This is a genomic window from Streptomyces sp. DSM 106670, assembly GCF_055792845.1.
In genome coordinates, this window is record NZ_CM147704.1 from 5,367,025 (window position 1) to 5,385,502 (window position 18,478).

The 18,478-nt window shown below is 69.6% G+C and carries 14 protein-coding genes; 4 read left to right on the forward strand and 10 right to left on the reverse strand.

The genetic code is table 11. From position 1 onward, the window contains the following. Positions 1 to 35: 35 nt before the first annotated feature. Positions 36 to 452 carry a DUF4307 domain-containing protein gene (locus tag ACSMXR_RS23975; protein WP_030086901.1) on the reverse strand — a complete coding sequence of 139 codons (417 nt, stop codon included), beginning with the start codon at positions 450 to 452 and terminating at the stop codon, positions 36 to 38. Positions 453 to 623: 171 nt separating this feature from the next. Between ACSMXR_RS23975 and mca the strand changes: the two genes are divergently transcribed. Then, positions 624 to 1,505, forward strand: a complete 882-nt coding sequence (mca, locus tag ACSMXR_RS23980) for a mycothiol conjugate amidase Mca (RefSeq protein WP_137231999.1) — start codon at positions 624 to 626, stop codon at positions 1,503 to 1,505. Position 1,506: 1 nt separating this feature from the next. Continuing rightward, entirely contained in the window at positions 1,507 to 1,737 is a 231-nt protein-coding gene (locus tag ACSMXR_RS23985; protein ID WP_030086905.1) for a hypothetical protein, read from the forward strand. A 217-nt stretch (positions 1,738 to 1,954) separates the two neighbouring features. On the opposite strand, the gene ACSMXR_RS23990 is transcribed toward ACSMXR_RS23985, so the two are convergent. The 9 genes from ACSMXR_RS23990 to ACSMXR_RS24030 form a co-directional block, all read right to left on the reverse strand. Beyond that, a complete protein-coding gene (locus tag ACSMXR_RS23990; RefSeq protein ID WP_473169879.1) occupies positions 1,955 to 5,176 on the reverse strand; it encodes a tetratricopeptide repeat protein in 3,222 nt (1,073 codons plus the stop codon). A 241-nt stretch (positions 5,177 to 5,417) separates the two neighbouring features. After that, the gene (locus ACSMXR_RS23995) at positions 5,418 to 7,034 is read right to left on the reverse strand and encodes a hypothetical protein (protein WP_473169880.1); all 1,617 of its coding nucleotides are present in this window, start codon (positions 7,032 to 7,034) and stop codon (positions 5,418 to 5,420) included. 180 nt (positions 7,035 to 7,214) lie between these two features. Further along, on the reverse strand, positions 7,215 to 7,418 hold the full coding sequence (locus ACSMXR_RS24000; protein WP_473169881.1) for a hypothetical protein: 204 nt from the start codon (positions 7,416 to 7,418) through the stop codon (positions 7,215 to 7,217). 491 nt (positions 7,419 to 7,909) lie between these two features. After that, complete coding sequence (locus tag ACSMXR_RS24005; RefSeq protein ID WP_381853419.1) at positions 7,910 to 8,578, reverse strand: C40 family peptidase; 669 nt, start codon at positions 8,576 to 8,578, stop codon at positions 7,910 to 7,912. 292 nt (positions 8,579 to 8,870) lie between these two features. Next, positions 8,871 to 9,710 (reverse strand): carbohydrate ABC transporter permease, encoded by an 840-nt coding sequence (locus ACSMXR_RS24010; protein WP_381853422.1) that lies wholly within the window; start codon positions 9,708 to 9,710, stop codon positions 8,871 to 8,873. After that, positions 9,700 to 10,653 (reverse strand): carbohydrate ABC transporter permease, encoded by a 954-nt coding sequence (locus tag ACSMXR_RS24015; RefSeq protein ID WP_381853425.1) that lies wholly within the window; start codon positions 10,651 to 10,653, stop codon positions 9,700 to 9,702. The genes ACSMXR_RS24010 and ACSMXR_RS24015 overlap by 11 nt, the downstream gene beginning before the upstream one ends. Positions 10,654 to 10,660: 7 nt before the next feature. Then, on the reverse strand, positions 10,661 to 11,929 hold the full coding sequence (locus ACSMXR_RS24020; protein ID WP_381853429.1) for an ABC transporter substrate-binding protein: 1,269 nt from the start codon (positions 11,927 to 11,929) through the stop codon (positions 10,661 to 10,663). A 15-nt stretch (positions 11,930 to 11,944) separates the two neighbouring features. Then, entirely contained in the window at positions 11,945 to 13,540 is a 1,596-nt protein-coding gene (locus ACSMXR_RS24025) for an FAD-dependent oxidoreductase (protein ID WP_473169882.1), read from the reverse strand. A 50-nt stretch (positions 13,541 to 13,590) separates the two neighbouring features. Continuing rightward, entirely contained in the window at positions 13,591 to 14,604 is a 1,014-nt protein-coding gene (locus ACSMXR_RS24030) for a LacI family DNA-binding transcriptional regulator (RefSeq protein WP_381853435.1), read from the reverse strand. 500 nt (positions 14,605 to 15,104) lie between these two features. Here ACSMXR_RS24030 and ACSMXR_RS24035 point away from each other — a divergent pair, with 500 nt between their 5' ends. Together ACSMXR_RS24035 and ACSMXR_RS24040 are read left to right on the forward strand one after the other, a co-directional pair. After that, on the forward strand, positions 15,105 to 17,324 hold the full coding sequence (locus ACSMXR_RS24035; RefSeq protein WP_473169883.1) for a glycosyl hydrolase family 28-related protein: 2,220 nt from the start codon (positions 15,105 to 15,107) through the stop codon (positions 17,322 to 17,324). A gap of 5 nt (positions 17,325 to 17,329) precedes the next feature. After that, positions 17,330 to 18,292 (forward strand): glycoside hydrolase family 26 protein, encoded by a 963-nt coding sequence (locus tag ACSMXR_RS24040; protein WP_473169884.1) that lies wholly within the window; start codon positions 17,330 to 17,332, stop codon positions 18,290 to 18,292. The last annotated feature ends 186 nt before the right edge of the window (positions 18,293 to 18,478 follow it).

The window sequence follows — 18,478 nt, forward strand, 5'->3', positions numbered from 1 at the left end:
CGTATCGTCGCAGGTCACACGGGGTGTGCTGCGGATCAGCCGGTCGGGCCGTCGTCGGCGGTGCAGCCCATCGGCTCGACCGCCGTCGCCCGGGACCGGGTCACCACGTTCACGACCTCGTCGATCCGGTCCTCGGCCCGGTCGAACCGGACCTCCTTGCGGCCCACCTCGGAGCCGTCCTCGCTGAGCGCCCGAACCAGGCAGTAGCCGTGGCCCTCGCGGTCCTTGCGGACCTCCAGGTGGACGTCGGCCCGGGTGTCGGAGACGATCTTGAACTTGATCATCTCGGCGCTGATGCCCTGGCCGCCCACGTAGTCGAAACCGATCCACCCGATCACGCCGAGCAGAGCGACGCCCAGGACCGATCCGACGATCTTCAGCTTGCGGTCCGCACGCTGATCCTCGGTCCGGCCGTACCGCCCCTCGGGCGCAGCCTCGCGAACCGCCGTCATGATCGTTCCCTCCGGACCGGGCATCGAGGAATTTTCCGGTCCCTCGTTCAGTCACTATAGAAGCCGCCCGCCCGTCACCCGACCGCGCCCCACACCGACGTCGCGCGGGCCGGCACCTCTCTTCGAACCAGAGCGACCGAACCAGAGCGACCAATGACTGAGGATCGAGCTTTGACTGAGCAGCTGCGACTGATGGCCGTTCACGCCCACCCCGACGACGAGTCGAGCAAGGGCGCGGCCACCATGGCCAAGTACGTGTCCGAGGGGGTGGACGTGCTGGTCGTGACCTGCACGGGGGGCGAGCGCGGCTCCATCCTCAACCCGAAGCTCCAGGGTGACGCGTACATCGAGAAGAACATCCACGAGGTGCGCAAGAAGGAGATGGACGAGGCCCGGGAGATCCTGGGCGTCCAGCAGGAGTGGCTCGGCTTCGTCGACTCGGGCCTGCCTGAGGGCGACCCGCTGCCGCCGCTGCCCGAGGGCTGCTTCGCCCTGGAGGACGCCGAGGTCGCGGCCGGGCGCCTGGTGGCGAAGATCCGCGCGTTCCGGCCGCAGGTCATCACCACGTACGACGAGAACGGCGGCTACCCGCACCCCGACCACATCATGACGCACACGATCTCGATGATCGCGTTCGACGGTGCGGCCGACGCGGAGCGGTTCCCCGAGGACGAGTTCGGCCCGGTCTGGACGCCGCGGAAGCTCTACTACAACCAGGGCTTCAACCGGCCGCGCACCGTCGCGCTGCACGAGGCGCTGATCGCCCGGGGCCTGGAGTCCCCGTACGGCGAGTGGCTGGAGCGGTGGAAGGAGTTCGAGCGCGTCGAACGCACGCTGACCACGCACATTCCCTGCGACGAGTTCTTCGAGATCCGCGACAAGGCGCTGATCGCGCACGCCACGCAGATCGACCCGGAGGGCGGCTGGTTCCGGGTTCCGATGGACATCCAGCGCGAGGTCTGGCCGACCGAGGAGTACGAGCTGGCGAAGTCTCTGGTCGATACCTCCCTCCCCGAGAGCGACCTCTTCGCGGGCATCCGCGACAATGCCTGATATGTACGCGACCCAGGCACTGACGCACCTCGTCCCGTTCGCCGCCGAAGAGCTCGACAAGAACAAGGTCACCCCCGGCGTCCTCGGCTTCCTCGTGTTCGCCGCGCTCGCCGTCGGCGTGTGGGCCCTGATGAAGTCGATGAACCGCCACATGGGCCGGGTGAACTTCGAGGAGGCCCCCGACCCGGACGCCGAGCCGGCCGCCGACGCGGCGGCCGCGCCCCGGAAGTAGCCGGCGCGGCAGGCCGTACGGGTACGGAAGGGCGTCCGGCCCGGTGCCGGACGCCCGTCGGGTACGGGAACGGGGCGGGCGCCCGTCGAGTACGCGAACGGGCGCCGGGGCTTCCCCGACGCCCGCCCGCCCGGTCACAGCCGTGCGGCCCCCGGCGTCACGGCCGGGCCGTCCCCGAGGTCACGGCCGGGCGGTCCCGGGCATCACCGCCCTGCCGTCACGGCCGGGCCGGCTCCGTCGGTACGCCCATGATCTGGCCGGCGCTACGGGTCGGAGTGAGCCCGAGCCGCCACGCCTGCCAGCCGTCCTCCAGGTCCACACCCCGCTCCAGGGCCACCGTGAACGCCGCCGCGGACTGCTCCAGCTTGCCGTCCCGGGCCGGATGCCGGGCCTCGACCAGCTCGGCCAGCTCCTGCTGGGCGACCACCGTGCCCACCTCGATGCCCCCGGGCGAGGCGTACGGCAGCAGCGTGCACCGCAGGAACCTGGCCCAGTCACCGCCCCGCGCGTCCCCGTACGAGTCGAACAGCTCCGCCGCCTCACCGCACAGCTCCAGCGCCTGCGGGGCCCGCCCGTTGCCCGCGTCGATCAACGCCAGTTCCACGCACGCCCAGGCCTCGCCGTACGGCACCTTGATCCGCCGGAAGTCCGCCCGCGCGTCCATCAGCAGCTGCCGGGCGAACCCCGAATTGCGCAGGTTGCCCGTCTGCGCGGCCCGCTGGTCCCGGGTCACCCGGCCCGAATGGTGCCGGGCGCACGCCAGCCCGTACACGTCCCGCATCCGGGAGAACATCGTGCGGGACCGCTCCAGCTCACGCACCGCCTGATCGGTGTCCCCGTCCTCCTCCAACGCCTGACCCAGGTAGTACAGGGTCCACGCCTCACCGCGCGCGTCCTCGTTGTCCCGGTGCCGGTCCAGGGCCTCGCGCAACTGCTCCAGCGCGGCCGCCGGATCGCCGTCCAGCAGCCGGGCCCGGGCCAGCTGGGTGATCGCCCAGGCCTCACCGCGCCCGTCGCGGGTACGCCCGTACAGCTCCAGGGCCGTACTCAGCGCCTCCTCGGCCGCCGCCACCTCGCCCGTGCGCAGCCGCACCTGCCCCAGCTGGAACTGCGTCCACGCCTCACCGTGCAGCGACTCGCCCTCCCGGTGCAGCCGCAGCGCGTCGTCCAGCAGCGCGAGCGCCTTCACCAGATCGCCCCGGTCACGTTCCACGGCGGCCAGCGCGTGCAGGGTCCAGGCCCGGTCCTCGGCCTGCGCCTGCGAGGACTGCAGGGCCAGCGCCTCGCCCAGCCGGGCCGCCGCCTCGGTCAGATTGCCCTGGTGGTGCAGGGTGATGCCGAGCGAGCACAGCGCCAGCGCCTCGCCCGCGTCGTTCTGCGCCTCGTGGTAGAGCCCGACGACGGAGGACAGCGTGGTGCGGGCCTTGTCCAGCTCGCCGAGCTGCCGGGCCGCGATGCCCGTACGCCACTGCACCGAGCGCTCCAGCAGCCCCTGGTCCACGGCCTGCGTCAGCTCGCTGATCTCGCCGAGGCGGTAGAGGTCGCCGCGCAGCAGGCAGTAGTCGCACAGCGCGCCCAGCAGATGCAGCACCGTGCCCTGGTCGACGCCCTCCGCGTGCCGCAGCGCCGCCGTGATGAAGCTCGACTCGTCGTCCAGCCAGCGCAGCGCCGAGTCCAGCGAACCGAAGCCGTGCGAACCGAACTGCCCGGCGCGGGTCGACATCTTCCCGTCGACCATCCGGATCACCGCGTCGGCCAGCTCCGCGTAGTTGGTCAGCAGCCGCTCCTGCGCCGCCGTCCGCTCGGCCGGCTCCTCCTCGTCCAGCAGCCGGGCCAGCGCGAACGCCCGCACCAGATCGTGCAGCCGATAGCGCGATCCCCGTACGCGGGTGAGCAGCCCGGCCCGGGCCAGCACGGTCAGCAGCCGCTCCGCCTCCTGCTCGTCGGCGGAGAGCAGCGAGGCCGCGGCTGCCGCGCCCAGGCTCGCCCGGCCCGCCAGTGCGAGCCGCCGCAGCAGCCGCCGGGCCTGATCGCCCTGGTCGGTGTAGCGCAGCCACAGCGCCCGCTCCACCGGATCCACCGGCCCGTACGCACCCAGGTCCTCCGCCAGCGTGTGCCGACTGCGCGCGCCCAGCGCGGAACCGGCCACCCGCAGCGCCAGCGGCAGCCCGCCGCACAGCTCCACGATCGCGTCCGTGGACGGATAGTCGTACGGCCCGGTCTCCTCCTCCTCGGCCACCTCGCGCAGCAGCTCCTCCGCGCCCGCCGCCTCCAGCGGGCCGACCGGCAGATGGTGCACCCAGGCCGGCAGGTCCTCGGGCAGCTCCAGCGGCTCCCGGGCGGTGACGATCACCAGACTGTCCGAGCGCTCCGGCACCAGGGTGCGGACCTGCCCGGCGTCCGTCGCGTCGTCGAGCACGACGGTGACCGGCGTCCCGGTGAGGTGCTGGTGGTACAGCTCGGAGAGCCGCCGCACCTGCTGCTCCGCCGAAGCGCCCTCCCGGAACAGCAACTGCTCGCGCGGCGCGCCCAGCCGGTTCAGCAGATGCAGCAGCGCGTCCCGGGTCGGCAGCGGGCTCTCCCCGGCCACCTGGCCGCGCAGATCGACCACGCACGCACCCCGGAACTGGTCCTTGAGCGCATGGGCGGCCCGCACCGCGAGCGCGGTACGCCCCGAGCCCGGCTCACCGTGCAGCACGACGACGGTCGGCCGGGTCTGCGTGGAGGCGCGGGCCGCGTGCACCCACTGGGCGATCTGCGCCAGTTCGGCCCGCCGCCCGGTGAACGGCCCCTCCGCGTGCGGGAGATGACCGAAGGACTGCTCCAGCACCACCCGGGTGCGGGCCGCCGCGCTCCGGTCACCGCCGCGCAACGGGCGCCCCGCCGGGGCGGCCTGCTTCTTCGGGGCGCGGGCGGCCGGAGTCAGCATGCGCTGCTGGTCCAGATACGGGCGGATGCCCCGTACCTCCAGGGCGGTCAGCCACTGGAGCCGCAACTGCTCGGCGCCGCCCGGCTGTCCGGCGGCGGCGGCCCGGCGGTGGGCGGCGGGCCAGTGCGAAGCGGTCACCTTCGCCACGGTCGTCGCCGTGCCGGCCACCGCGACGACCGCACCCGCACCGAACGCCAGACCGGTGTTCGCGCCGAGCGCCAGATCGGCCCCGAACGCGGCGGCCGCGGCAACACCCGTCACCAGCAGGGGCGTTCCCAGGGTCGCTCTGCTGAAGCGCTCCGCGAGCGGCCGATCGCCCGCCGCCACCGAGTCCAGCGCCTGCGTGTACGCGGCGTACTCCTCGCCCGCGCTGGCCGCCATGGTGTCGAGCGCCGCCCGCGCTCGCGACATCAGCGCCCCGGCATCGGTCCGCCCGCCGGTACGCCGCGCCTCCTCCTCCACGGCGCGCACCAACAGCCTCTCGGCTTCCGCCCGATGGCTGTCCCGCATATGTGTCCCCCTCCGAGAGCTGCGTCGAGCTGCGCTCCGAACCTCGGGTTCCGGAGCGTCAGTTACCGAACGTCAGTTACCAAGCGTCGGGGTCAAGTGTCCTGCGTAGCGCGCTCCGGCGCGAGGGGCACCGGGCAAGGGGACGGTCAAGGCGCGGCCGGAGAGTGGTGACGGAGGGGTGGCTGCGGGAGTCCGCGTGGCCGCCGCAGGGGCGGCAGTACTGCCGCCCCCACCCCCCGGATCACCGGTTGGCGAAGGTCACCGCCTTCGCGTCCTCCTCGTACTCGAAGGAGCCGGTGAAGCCCCAGTTCTTCCAGCCGCCGTCACCCCGGTTGGTGATCGTCCCGCTGTCGACGGCGAACACGTCGACACCGTCCACCACCGCGAGGTGCTCCAGCCCGGACACCCCGGAGAAGGAGAGGTCGTTGAAGGACTTGGCGGTGATGATGTTCTTGTCGGGGAAGCTGCGGCCGTACTCCTCCAGGAGCGAGTGCGTCAGTTCGGCCTTGTCGCCGGGCACCTTGCCGGAGTAGTCGGTGCCGGGATACGGGCCGCCACCGGTGTACTTCGGTGTCTCGTCGTTGAAGTGGACGGTGCCGGATCCGGTGGCCGTGGAGTCGGCGTCCAGGTCGGCGGGGGCCGGCCGGTCGAAGGTCGCCTCCATGCCGTCGCGCTCGAAGTTCCCGTACATGGCCCAGTTGGTGTAGCCGCCGTCGCCGTCGTTCCTGAACGTGCCCTTCTCGAAGACGTAGACGTCGAACACGGCCCGGCCCGAGGCGATGTCGTCGCCCTTCTCGTCCTCGTGGTACTCGGTGGAGTTCAGCCGGTAGCGGCCCTGGTGCACGAAGGAGTCCGGTTCGTCGACCCAGTGCGAGTCCTGCTCGGAGTGCATCGCGACGACGTTGTAGTCGGGGTAGCAGCGGCGCATGTCGTTCACCAGCATCCGCACCGCCTGGGTCGATCCCTCGTTGTCCAGAGGTGAGTACGTGTTGTAGTACCGGCTGCGGTCGGGCGGCTCCTGGCCCTCGACCTGGCAGCCCTCGTCGCCCGGCTTCCAGCCCTCCTTCCGCTTCGGCTTGGGCGGCTCCTGGAACGTGACGGTGCGGCGGTCCTCGCTGACGTCGAACACACCGTGGAACGCCCGGTTCTTCCAGCCGAGGTCGGCGTCCTCGGCCCAGGTGAACTTCCCGGTCCTGAAGGCGTAGACGCGGTAGGTCGTGCCGCTGATCTTTACGGTCTCGATCAGCGCGGTGCCGTCCATCTCCTGGAGGTTTCCCTCGTGCGGCTGGGCGATGACGATGTTGTAGTCCGGCAGGCAGTAGGCGAGGTCGTCGAGCGCCAGCTTGACCCGCTTCTCCTTGTTCTTCTCGTTGTCGATCTTGTCGATGACGAAGTTGACCAGCCAGGAGTAGCCCCAGGCCGCGGTGTTGCCGAGCACCCCGCTGCCCGGCACCTTCACCGAGGAGTTCGACTCCCGGGGCTCGAAGCACAGGTCGGGCAGCGCGTTCGGGGTGCTGCCGGGAGGCAGTTCGACGGACTTGCGGACCGGCTCGTCGAGCGTCCGGCCGAGGGGCTCATCGGCTCCGTCGTCGGCCGGCGCACCGGAGTCGGCGCCGCTCGGCTTCTCCGCCCCAGCAGTGTCGACATCGTTGTCATCGGAACAGTCGACGCCCCCGAATCCCGCCGGGCCGATGCGGCAGACCTGCGCATGGACGGTACGGGAGAGCGAACCCCCGATGCCGGTCGCGACGATCGCACCGACCACGGCGACCACCACGGCGATCAGGGCCAGGTACTCGATGGCGGTCTGCCCGCTGCTCGCGCGCACACCCAGGCCAATCCGGTCGCTGCGTTTCACGCGTCACCTCGTCCTCGCCGCCGTATCACCGGGCCGCACGCCCGCCGGGAACGAAGGTAGCGACGCATCGGTGGGCGGGAGTAGGGCCCAGGGACCCGGGGGAGGGGCCCAAATCGCCGCGACGGAGGCCGCGGTGGCCGAGCTCCTCGCCTCACCTTCCGTACATGCGCAGCGGGTCGGTCATGTGACGGAGCTTCGGAGCGACGTCACCGCCGACCTCGCCTCTGCCGTCGTAGCGCCGACGGGGGTCTCCCACAACAGGTCGTACAGCGTGTCGGCCGCAGGCAGATCGGAGGTGCGGCCGGTCAGTTCCTCGGGGGCGGTCATGGCGGTGCCGGTGGCGAAGGCGCCGGCGAACAGTGCGGTCACGATGAGCTTCTTCACGGTTTTCGTATCCGTCGTGACGGTGGCGGTGGCCACCGTCGGGGGTCGGGGCCCGCAGACGCCGAGCCGTCCTGGAACGCTTCCGCAGATACGTTCCTGCGAAAGCGACACGACGACACGGGCGAGCAAGGGCCGGGTTCGGGAATTCCTGACTTCCCAACGAGGCCGTCCCCTCCGGGGAACGCCGCACTCCGGTGATGCCACCCGAACGAGGAACCCTGCGATCGGCCTGTGGACATGCACGACGGGCCCTGCCCCGAGACGCCCGGGCGCCCAGGAGAAGACGAGCACGTGCTGCTCGGCCTCGGGTAGGGCGGCTGTCCTTGGCGCGACTTCGGCACCTTCCGAGATGCCGAACCCGGGACTCCGGGGCGACCACGTCATCCGGACTGTCGAACCGGCCGGAAGAGACAGTCGCGCCCGGAGCCCCTGGAATCCCGCGGTCTCACGATCGACCGACCGGTTCCCTAGATGTGAAGGGCCGCCCGCACTCAGAAGACCCGGTGGTAGGTCGGACTGTCCCAGACGTTGACGAGGGCGACCTCACCGCGGCTGCGGGAGGCGTTCCATACCTTGCCGTTGCCCGCGTAGATGCCCACGTGGCCAGGCCAGTGCATGAGATCACCGACAAGGCGCTCGGACGCGGGCACCTTCTTGACGGCTGCGGCCTGGTTGGCGGAGGTGCGTGGCAGAGTGATGCCGATCTGCTGGTAGGCGCGGAGGGTCAGGCCGGAGCAGTCGAAGGTGTTGGGGCCTTCGGCGCCCCAGACGTACTTCTTGCCTTTCTGCGCGGCGGCGAAGTTGATGACCGTCCGGGCCTTGGCGTCACGGGAGGAATCACCGATCGAGAGCAGGGCGGCCCAGGTCTTGGGTCCCACGACACCGTCCGCCGCCAGGCCGCGGCTGGACTGGAAGGCCCGCACGGCCTTGTCGGTGGCCGGGCCGAACTTGCCGTCGACGGTCAGGCCCGCACCGGTGGCGTTCAGACGGCACTGCGCCTCGCGTACCGAATTGCCCGTTGACCCCTCACGGATCTTCACCCGGTCGGAGGTGACGCAGGAGACGGCCGTTCCGGCGGCCGAGGCCGGCTGCGTCAGTACGGTCAGGCCGCCGGCCGACAGCAGGGTGCAGGCCAGCAGGGCCACGGCTTGCTTCTTCATCTTCACGCGCATTCCAATCTTTGGCTGGAAAATGGGTGAACGCACTTCTCGGAGCGATGAGCGCGGGGCCGGACGCGTCAGACGTACGGCGGGATCCCGGGCTGTTCGCTTCGAAGATCGATGACGTCAATCGCCTTTCGTGAAAGGTGAAATGACGATCCATCGAGTGCTGATTCCCGTGGTTGCCCCGTTCCGGGGTGTCTCCCGTCCGGCCGCTAGGCCGGTGGATCGGTGGCGCCACGGGACGGAGCAGGGCAGATGGGGCCGTCAGGGTGCCTCAACTGCCCTGCCGCTATTTGAGGCCCGTATGGGCCAGGCCCTCGACGAACTGCCGTTGGGCTACGACGAACACGGCGAGGACGGGAAGTGCCGTGAGGGAGGCAGCAGCCAGCTGGACGTTCCACATGGGTCCGCCGTAGGCGTCGACGTACTGGGTCAGGGCTTGCGGGAGCGTGAACATCTCCGGTGTGGAGAGGTACACGATGGGTTCGAGGTAGAGATTCCAGCTGTGGAGGAAGGTGAAGATGGCCACGGCCGCCAGGGCGGGCCGTGCGAGGGGCAGCGCGATCCGGTAGAAGATCGCGAACCGGCCCAGGCCGTCCACGCGGGCGGCTTCCTCCAGCTCTCCCGGGAGTGCGATGAAGAACTGCCGCATGATGAAGGTCGCCAGGACGCTGGGCGCACCCAGGATGGGGACCAGTATTAGGGGCCAGTGGGTGTCGATCATGCCCCATTTGTTGAACATCTGGAACAGGGGAACGATCGTCACTTCGCTCGGGATCAGCAGCCCGGTGAGGACGACGAGGAAGAGTGCGTTCTGGCCCCGGAACCTGATCCGGGCGAAGGCGTAGCCGGCCAGGGAGGACACCGCGAGTGTGCCGAGCGTGACCAGGACCGCGATGTACATGCTGTTGATGTACTGCTGGAGGAACGGCTGTCGCTCGAAGACCTGGGTGTAGGCGTCCAGACTCGGGTTCGCGGGGAACAGCGAGGGCGGGAAGGCGAAGATGTCGCCGGCCGGCTTGAGCGAGGAGGTCACCATCCACCACGTGGGGAAGACGAACGGCACGCACAGCACCAGCAGGATCCCGTAGAGCGCGACCTTGGCGCGCGGGGAGAGCTTATGACTCATGGAAGACCCACTTCTTGCGCATCTGCCACTGGATCACGGTCAGGACGAGCACGATGAGGAACAGCAGCACCGAGAGGGTCGCGCCGTAGCCGAAGTGGTGGAATGTGAAGGCCTGTTGGTAGAGGTAGTAGACGAGTACGGTCGTCGAGTCGCCGGGTCCGCCCTGGGTGAGGACGGCGATCTGTGCGAAGACCTGGAGCGAGCCGACCACGGTGATGATCGAGGTGAGCAGGACCGTCGGGCTGATCAGCGGCAGGGTGATCTGCCGGAACTGCCGCCAGCGTCCGGCGCCGTCCACCGTGGCGGCCTCGTAGAGCTCTCGCGGCACCCCCTGCAGGGCGGCGAGGAAGAGCACCATGTTCAGGCCGACGTTCTTGAAGACCTGGACGACGATGACCGAGACCATGGACCAGGTCTCGTCACGGAGCCAGTTGGGGCCCTTGACGCCGATGAGGTCGAGGCCGGCGTTGATTCCGCCGTTCTTCTGGAGCAGGAAGCCCCAGACGATGGTCCAGGCGACCAGGGAGACGACGACGGGGGAGAAGAAGAAGGTGCGGAAGGTGGTGGAGCCGCGCAGTTTCTGGTTGAGCAGGACCGCCAGGGCCAGGGCGAGCGTGAGGTTCAGGGCCACCAGCCCGACGGAGAAGACGGCGGTGGCCCGCAGCACCCCGGGGAGCTTGGGGTCGTCGAGCAGGTGCCGGTAGTTGTCCGCACCGACCGGGTTGAAGGTGCCGGCGAGGGTGTTCCACTCGTGGAAGCTGTACCAGAAGACCAGAACCAGAGGGACGAGGACGAACAGGATGCTGCCGGCGAGCTGGGGCGCGATGAAGAGGTAGCCGGCGAGCTGGTCGCGGCGGCGCATCGTCCAGAAGGGCCGTCCGTCCCGGCTGGTGCTCGTGCCAGGGGGCGGAGCGGTGGCTCGGGGGAATTCGAGTGTCTTCACGGGCTTGTCACTTCCGCAGCTGCGGTTCGATGGCCTTGCAGACGTCGGCGAGCACCTTCTTCACGTCCGCTCCCGGCTTCCACAGGGGGTCGAGGGCCGAGCGCACGGTGTCGGAGATCTCGGCGGCACCGGTGTGGCTGGGCAGCGTCGAACCTTGCCTGATGCCCTTGACGACGACGTTCTCCAGCTGCTCCGGGGAGACCTGCGGGTTGCTCTTGGCGAGGGTCGCGGCGTCCAGCTGGGAGCTACGGGCCTGCGGGAAGAACTTCCCGAGCTTCGCCGCGTTCTTCTCGTTCGACAGGAAGGAGAGGAAGTCCTTGGCCGCATCGACGTTCTTGCCACGGGCGAAGGCGGCCAGGCCGGCCTGACCGATCACGTCGTACGAGCCCTTCGGGCCTTGGGGCAGGGGGACGAAATCCCAGGCGAACTTGTCCGTCAGCAGCGAGGCCCGGCTGATCTGCGCCACGGTCATGGCCGACTCCCCGGCGAAGAAGTCCGCGGTCGTGCCGGGGGCGAGCATCGACTCGTCCTTGAAGATCGCGTCGTGCAGACGTGTCATCGCCGCGGTCATCTCCGGTGAGGTGAAGCCGCACTTCGCGCCGCCGGTGTCCCATGCCTCGGCGCCCCAGCCGTTCCAGAAGGACGCGAGGTACTTCCACTGCTTGAAGTCGAAGTCGCGGATGACCATGCCGGTCTTGCCGGTCTTGTCGTGGACGGCGGCCCCGGCGGTGCTGACCTGGTCCCAGTTCCACTTGCCCTGCTCGATCAGCTTCGCGGGCTCGGGCTGCCCGGCCTTCTTGAGCAGGTCCTTGTTGACGAACACGCCGAACGGGGAGGTGGAGAACGGGTAGGCGTAGAGCTTGCCGTCCCGCTGCCACAGCTTCTTCGCCGACGGCAGTACGTCTTCGGTGTCCTCGATCTCGGCCAGGGCTCCCGAGGAGACGAAGTCCGGTGCCGAGTCCTCCATGATCCAGGCGAGGTCGGGCGACTTGCCTCCGGCGACCTGGGTGGTGAGGGTCGTGGTGTAGCTCTCCAGCGGCAGTGTGTCGAACTTGATCGACTCCACGTCCGGGTTCGTCTTGCGGTAGTCGGCCGCGATCTCGTTGAGGATCTTCAGGTGCTCTTCGTTGCCGGTCCAGACGGTCATGCGCAGCGCGACCGGCCCGCTGCTGTCGGCGGAGCCGCCTCCGCAGGCGGCGAGGGAGAGCAGACCGAGGGCGGCGAGACCGGCGACGGCGGCTCTGGTACACGTACGGGAGTGGGCGGGTGTCTTCATGGCGGGTGCTCCTGCTCAGTAGCCGCTGATGTCGGGCCAGCGGAGCTCGACGCCGTGGGCGATGAGCAGGCGCTGGAAGGTTTCGAGGTGCTCGGGGGTGTCACGTACGGCGCGGGGGGTGAGCCGCTGCTCGACACAGTGGGCCGCAAGCAGACCTGCGACCTCGCCGATGTTCCATTCGACGGGGTGCAGCCGGTAGCAGCCGTTGGTGATGTGGGTGGTGCCGATGTTCTTGCCGGCCGGGAGGAGGTTCTCGACCCGGCGGGGAAGCAGCGCGCCGAGAGGGATCTCGAAGGGGCTGGAGGGGACGTCGATGTAGTTGTCACCGCCGGTGGAGGGGTGAAGGTCGATCCGGTACATGCCGATGCCGACGCTGTCCGGGTAGTTCGCCGCGCCCTTGCCGCCGCGGGCGTCGAGGGACAGGTCCTGTTCGACGACGGTGTAGTCGGCGAGGATCCGCCGCGATTCGCGGATGTAGGGAGCCTGTGCGAGGCCGTCGGCGCTGCCAGTGACGTCGTGTCGCAGCCGCAGGCCGGAGAAGCCGGTACCGCCGTCGGGACGGGGTGCCTCGGTCTGCAACCAGTAGAGGTAGGAGAGCGACAACTGCTTCGCCGCCACAAGGTGTTTCGCGGCGTCGGGCACGTCGATGACCGGGCCCTCCAGGTAGTCGATCATCGGCCAGTTGACCAGGGTGATGTCACTGTCGTAGGCGCCCGGCGTGAAGTTGTCGCGGGCGGCGATACGCCGGAAGGTCCACAGGTTCATGTCGCCGCCGCTGACCCGCTGGTCGGCGATCACGTCGGCCGGGTCGTCACCCGGGTTGGGGGTGAATCCCCGGGTGACGGTGTCCAGGGTGCGCGGGTGCGGGGCGGTGAAGGACAAGAGGGGGGCGCCCCAGAAGGGCGGCTGGTACGCGCGCCAGAAGTCGTACGACTCCGGGCGGTCGATGGTGTGGTCGCCGTCGACATGATCGAGCGCGAAGCAGTACGAGACGGCCTGCATGTTCAGGGGCTGCGCGGTGTCCGGGGCGCTCGGCTCACCGGTGTCGGACTGCGCCTCGAACCCGGTGACGTACTCCGTGCCGGTCAGCGGCAGCAGCTCACCGGTCTCCGTGGCGTCCAGGATGTAGGGGGCCGTGGCCACCAGGGTCTCGCCGCTGTCGCGGTGGGAAAGGGTGACGGAGGTGACGCGGTCGCCATCGCACTCCGCGGCCACCGGCCGGTAGGGCTGAAGCACCCGCAGCCGTCCCGAGCCGCGGTACGGGGCCAGCAGCTCGTCGATCACAGCTACGGCCACCCGCGGTTCGTGGCAGAGCCGGCTCACCCAGCCGGCGCCCGGATTCAGGTCGCGGCGGGCGCGTGCCTCGGCGGTGAGCGGGTAGCGCCGCCGGTAGTAGTCCCGTATCCCGTCGCGCAGTTCGCGGTAGGAGGCGGTGGCGCCGAACTGCTCGATCCAGGTGTGTTCGTCCGGGGGGACGGCCTGGCTGGTGAGCTGTCCGCCGAGCCAGTCGTACTCCTCGGTGAGGATCACGGTCCGGCCGGCGCGCAGCGCGCCGAGGGCTGCGGCCACGCCGCCGATTCCTCCGCCGACGACGAGAACATCCGCGTGCATAGGTCTTCCTTACCGATGGGGAGAGAATTCATCACAGGTGGGTCATGAGCTCAGCGGGCCGGGGGCGCGAGGGTGCCTGTCTCGGCCAGCGTGCAGGCGAGCAGCCGCTGTACTGCTGCTTCCTCGCCGTGCAGCCGGCGGACCAGCAGGTCGACGGCCTGCCGGCCCATCTCCTGGCGAGGGATGCGGAAGCCGGAGAAGTCGACGGGGGAATCGACAGGGGAGGTCGGGTCGCCGAGGGTTACCACGGACAGATCGCCCGGCACCTCAAGACCGCGTGCCGCGGCGGCACGCGTCAGCGTGACGGCGTCGGCCTGGTACTCCACGAACACCGCCGTGATCCCGTCCTCGACGATCCGGTCGAGCGCCCCGTCGACCTCCCGCACATGCGGCGCGTCGGCTCCCGCCACCCGACGGAACCCTTCCAGTCGGTCCCGGGCGGACTCGGCGCCTGTGCCCGGCCCCACGAAGGCGAAGCGCCGGTGGCCGAGCCGCACTGCCAGCTGGCCCAACTCGGCCGTGGCAGCGGCGTAGTCGGCCCCCACGTACGGAACCGGGCGGTCGCCCGCGTCGTCGCGGCGGCCGACACATACGAACGGATACTCCTCGTCCACCAGCCTCTTCAGCTCCTCGGCGGGGATCTCCCGCCCGAGCAGCACGCAACCGTCCGCGAGACGCAGCCGGTTGTTCTCATGGAAGATCATCCGCCGCCCTTCACGCACCGGCGCGCTGGTGAACAGCAGCAGGTCGCAGCCCACCTGCTCAGCGCTCTCCTCGATGCCGTGCAGGAACGGGTAGTAGAAGTCACCGCTGGTGGACGGGAAGACCGGCTCGTAGGTGAACACCCCGAGGATCTGGTTGAGCTGCTGCAGCATCCGGCGAGCCAGCGGATCGGCCGCGTACCCGGTTTCACGGATCACCTCCAGCACCCGGTCACGGGTCTCGGGGGCGATTCGGGCGGCTGCCTCACCTCGATTGTTGAGCACCAGCGAGACGGTGGTCTGACTGACGCCCGCGAGCCGCGCGATGTCACGCTGAGTGAGCCTGCCGGGAGCTGAAGACATGAAGTTCGGAGCCTTAACCATGAGGTGCTAATACGCATTGCCTGCGTCGATGTGCAGAAGCTAGGGCTGATTCACGCCAGACGTCAAGGGGTGTTTCCGCAGAAGCAATACGGATTAGCAACCCTCCGGCATGCAGGGTCGGCGCACATTCCTGGATTCTTCGAGGTCAGGCGGGCAGTAGGCCGTTCGGCCGTCGAGCGGCCCCCGACGAAACCTGTGCGTAACCTCTTGACACCTGTCCGAAAGCTGACCAGCATCCAGCACAACCCGCCCGGCAACCGGTGCGGCAACCCGTCCGACGCGACGACGGAGAGCGCGGTGTGCCGCCTGACCCGGCGGAAGCGCTGAAGCCCCCGCCCGCCGAACGGGGGGCGGGCGTCACTCCGCCCGAACCGCCCCATCGCTTTCCCGCCACACGGAGAACGGTGAGCCGGCCACAGCCGGCTCGCCCGGAACCACAGCCACCCCCCGTACTCCGTACGTCCTCCAGGAGCCCCGCCATGCCCGATCACCTCACCGACGGAGGCCCCCGCCTGAGCCGGAGAAGCCTCGTCGCTCTCGGCGCCGCCGCGGCCGCCGCACCGATGCTGCCCGCCTCTGTGGCCAGTGCCGCTCCCACCTCGACCGGCGGCTGGGATCCGACCCGCTACGGATCGGTGTACACCGGACGACCTTCCGACCCCGCCGCCGTGCTCGTGGGCGGCCGGGACTTCGAGGTCCACGCCGACGGCACCGGGGACGACACCGCGGCACTCCAGGCCGCCGTCGACGAGGCATCACGCCGGGGCATCGCCAACAAGCTCGGGGACATCCTCGGTGGCGCCCGGGACTTCCCGCACGGGGACGGTGGTGGCGTCGTCCTCGTTCCCTCCGGCACCTATCGGCTCTCGGCGCCCATCCAGGTGCACGACTCCGTACGGATCATCGGTTACGGCCCGCGCCGCCCCGTCTTCGTCCTGGGGCCGTCGACACCCGGATACTCCTCAGGCACACCGCGAGAGCTGTTCGGCTTTCTGCGCCGTCCGCTCGGCGGGCCGGTCTCCTACGCCAACAACGACACCTTCGGCACAGCCCTGATCAACCTCGACATCAGGATCGGCCCCGGCAACCCCGACGCCATGGGCGTCCGCTTCGGTGGAGCACAACTGTGCCTGCTCCAGGACCTGGACATCGAAGTCGGTGACGGCCTCTGCGGAATCGACCACAACGCCAACCTCATCCACCGCGTCCGGGTCACCGGCGGACAGGTCGGCCTGCGCGCCTGGGCGGCATCGGCAGGCTGGCAGACGACTCTCCTCGACTGTCGCTTCACCGGTCAGAGCCACGCGGCGGTGACCATGAGCAACGACGCCAAACTGGTGGTGGTCCGAGCTGTCATCGCCAAGACCCCCCGGGCGTTCGAAGCCGCACCGGGCCAGACCCAGCACCTCTACATCCAGGACACCCACCTGGACCGCGTCAGCGACGTCGCCGTCACGCTCAACGACAGCACGTCGCTCCCCGGATCCGAGAACGACCTGGTGCGCCTCAGCAACCAACTCACCCTGCTCAACTGCACCACCGCCTCCACCCCCGACCTGCTCCTCCTCACCCCCAGCGGTGCACGGACCACGGCACCCGCACCCAACGCCCACATCCGTGAACTCACGCACGGTCTGCGGATCGAGGGTGCACTCACCGCCGATGAGTTCCGACACGAGGGCGTCTACCTGGCGGCCACGGCAGGAGCCACCACCAGCCGGATCCGGTCCGCGCTGCGCTCCGACACACCCACTCCACCACCGGTGAAGAAGTGGGTGTCCGTCACCGACGTGGCCGAAAAGCTGGGCCGCACCATCGGCCGGGGCGCGGACGACCTGGCGGTCTTCCAGGCAGCCGTCGACCAGCACGACGTGGTCTTCGTCCCCATCGGCCGCTACCTCCTGACCGGCACGCTCAAGCTCCGCCGCACCACCCGGCTGATCGGCCTCCACCCGCGCCAGACCTGGCTGCTCGCCGCGGACGGCCACCCCAACTTCTCCATCCCGCAGGCTCCCCGAGCCCTGGTGTCCACCCCCGCAGGCGGCCGCAACACCATCACCGGGATCGGCCTGGACACCGCCCGGCGCACCCCGGGCGCGGTCAACCTCCTGTGGCAATCCGCCGACGGTTCCTACCTGGCTGACATCGCCACCCAGTTCGTCAAATGGCACCCCGAGGGAGCCCCCGAGACCGGCAACCCCGGCTACACCTACCGCGGCGCACACAAATACACCATCTGGGTACGCGGAGGCGGCGGCACCTTCGCCAACATCTGGAGCGTCAACGGCTGGGCCGAGAACGGTCTGCTGGTCGAAGACACCCGCGAACCCGCCCGGCTGTACGAACTGTCCGTCGAGCACCACGAGACACGGGAAGTGGTGCTACGGCGGGTCTCCAACTGGCAGTTCCTCGGGCTCCAGACGGAGGATCACATCCACGGATGGCGCTCGCAGGCGCTGGACATCGAGCGCAGCCGCGACCTCCTGTTCGCCAACTCGGTGTTCTTCCGGGTAGCGACCGTCCGCGGGCCTCACCCCTACAGCGTCGGCATCCGGGACAGCAGGCGCATCACCCTGCGCGGCCACCGCGGGTACCGCGACAAGACGCCCGAGTACACCCAGTGGGGTGCCGCCGTCAGCGACCGGCGCACCGGACGCACCGTACCCGAAGTGGAATACACGCTGATCAGGACAAGGTGACTGGTATGAAAGCTGTCAGCAGGCGCAGCCTGATGCTCGGAGCATCGGCGATCGCGATCACCCCGGCGCTCTCGGCCCTGACCCCGCCCCCCGCGTGGGCACAGGCTGCCGGCAAACAGGATCTGGTCCCCTCCTCCGGCGCCCATTTCGGTGCCTACGTCTACGAGGGCAACGACCTCGGTGTCTCCCAGCCGGAGAACCTCGAATCGAAACTCGGCCACGGCCTGGGCATCAACCACTGCTTCCAGCCCGTCGACGTGCCGCTCCACTCGGCCCGCATGCGCAAGGACATCGCCGCCGGCCGCATCCCGATGGTGTCCTGGGCCGCAGGGGCCGAGACGAGACTCCGGCAGATCGTCGCGGGCCTGCACGACAGCTGGATCGACACCCAGGTGGACAGCCTCGCCGCGCTCGGGGCGCCCGTCCTCATGAGGCTGACGTGGGAGTTCGACCTGCGCTACACCGACACCGCCCTGTTCACCGAGATGTGGCAATACGTGTACGAGCGTTTCGCCCCAGCTCCCCAGGTGGCGTTCGTGTGGTGTCCGACATGGCGCGCCTACCGTGAGACCGCCCGGGCCGAGCCCTTCTATCCGGGAGACGCGTACGTCGACTGGATCGGAGCGGACGGCTACGCCCGTGCCCGGGAAGACAAACCGGAGTACAACTACCGGGCTTTCGACTCGATGTTCGATACGGCGCACGCCTTCGCACAGGACCACGGGAAACCGTTCGTCGTCGGCGAGACCGGGGTACACCGGGCCCCCTCGAACCCGGTTCAAGCAGCATGGCTGACAGACATGCGCGATGTCGTCAAGAGCGACTACCCGGGGCTCAAGGCCCTCGTCTACTTTCACCGGGACGGCCCCGAGGGCGACGACAACTGGCGGGTGACCGTACCGGACGGCGGGCCCGCACAACAGGCTCTCGCGGCCATCGCGACGGACTCGTACTTCAACCCCGGGTGATGGCGGGCATGGTCACGCGGCAGGGCGGGCGGCCGGCATGAACGGCCCGGCCAACCCTCTGTCTGGAAGGCGCGATCGACAGCGGCAACCGGACCTGTCCACCGGTGACCTGCCCCCCGCGATGCTCACGCTCTTCCACCTGCCCGACCTCGCACAAGCCGGCCCACAGGTACGACGGATCATGGC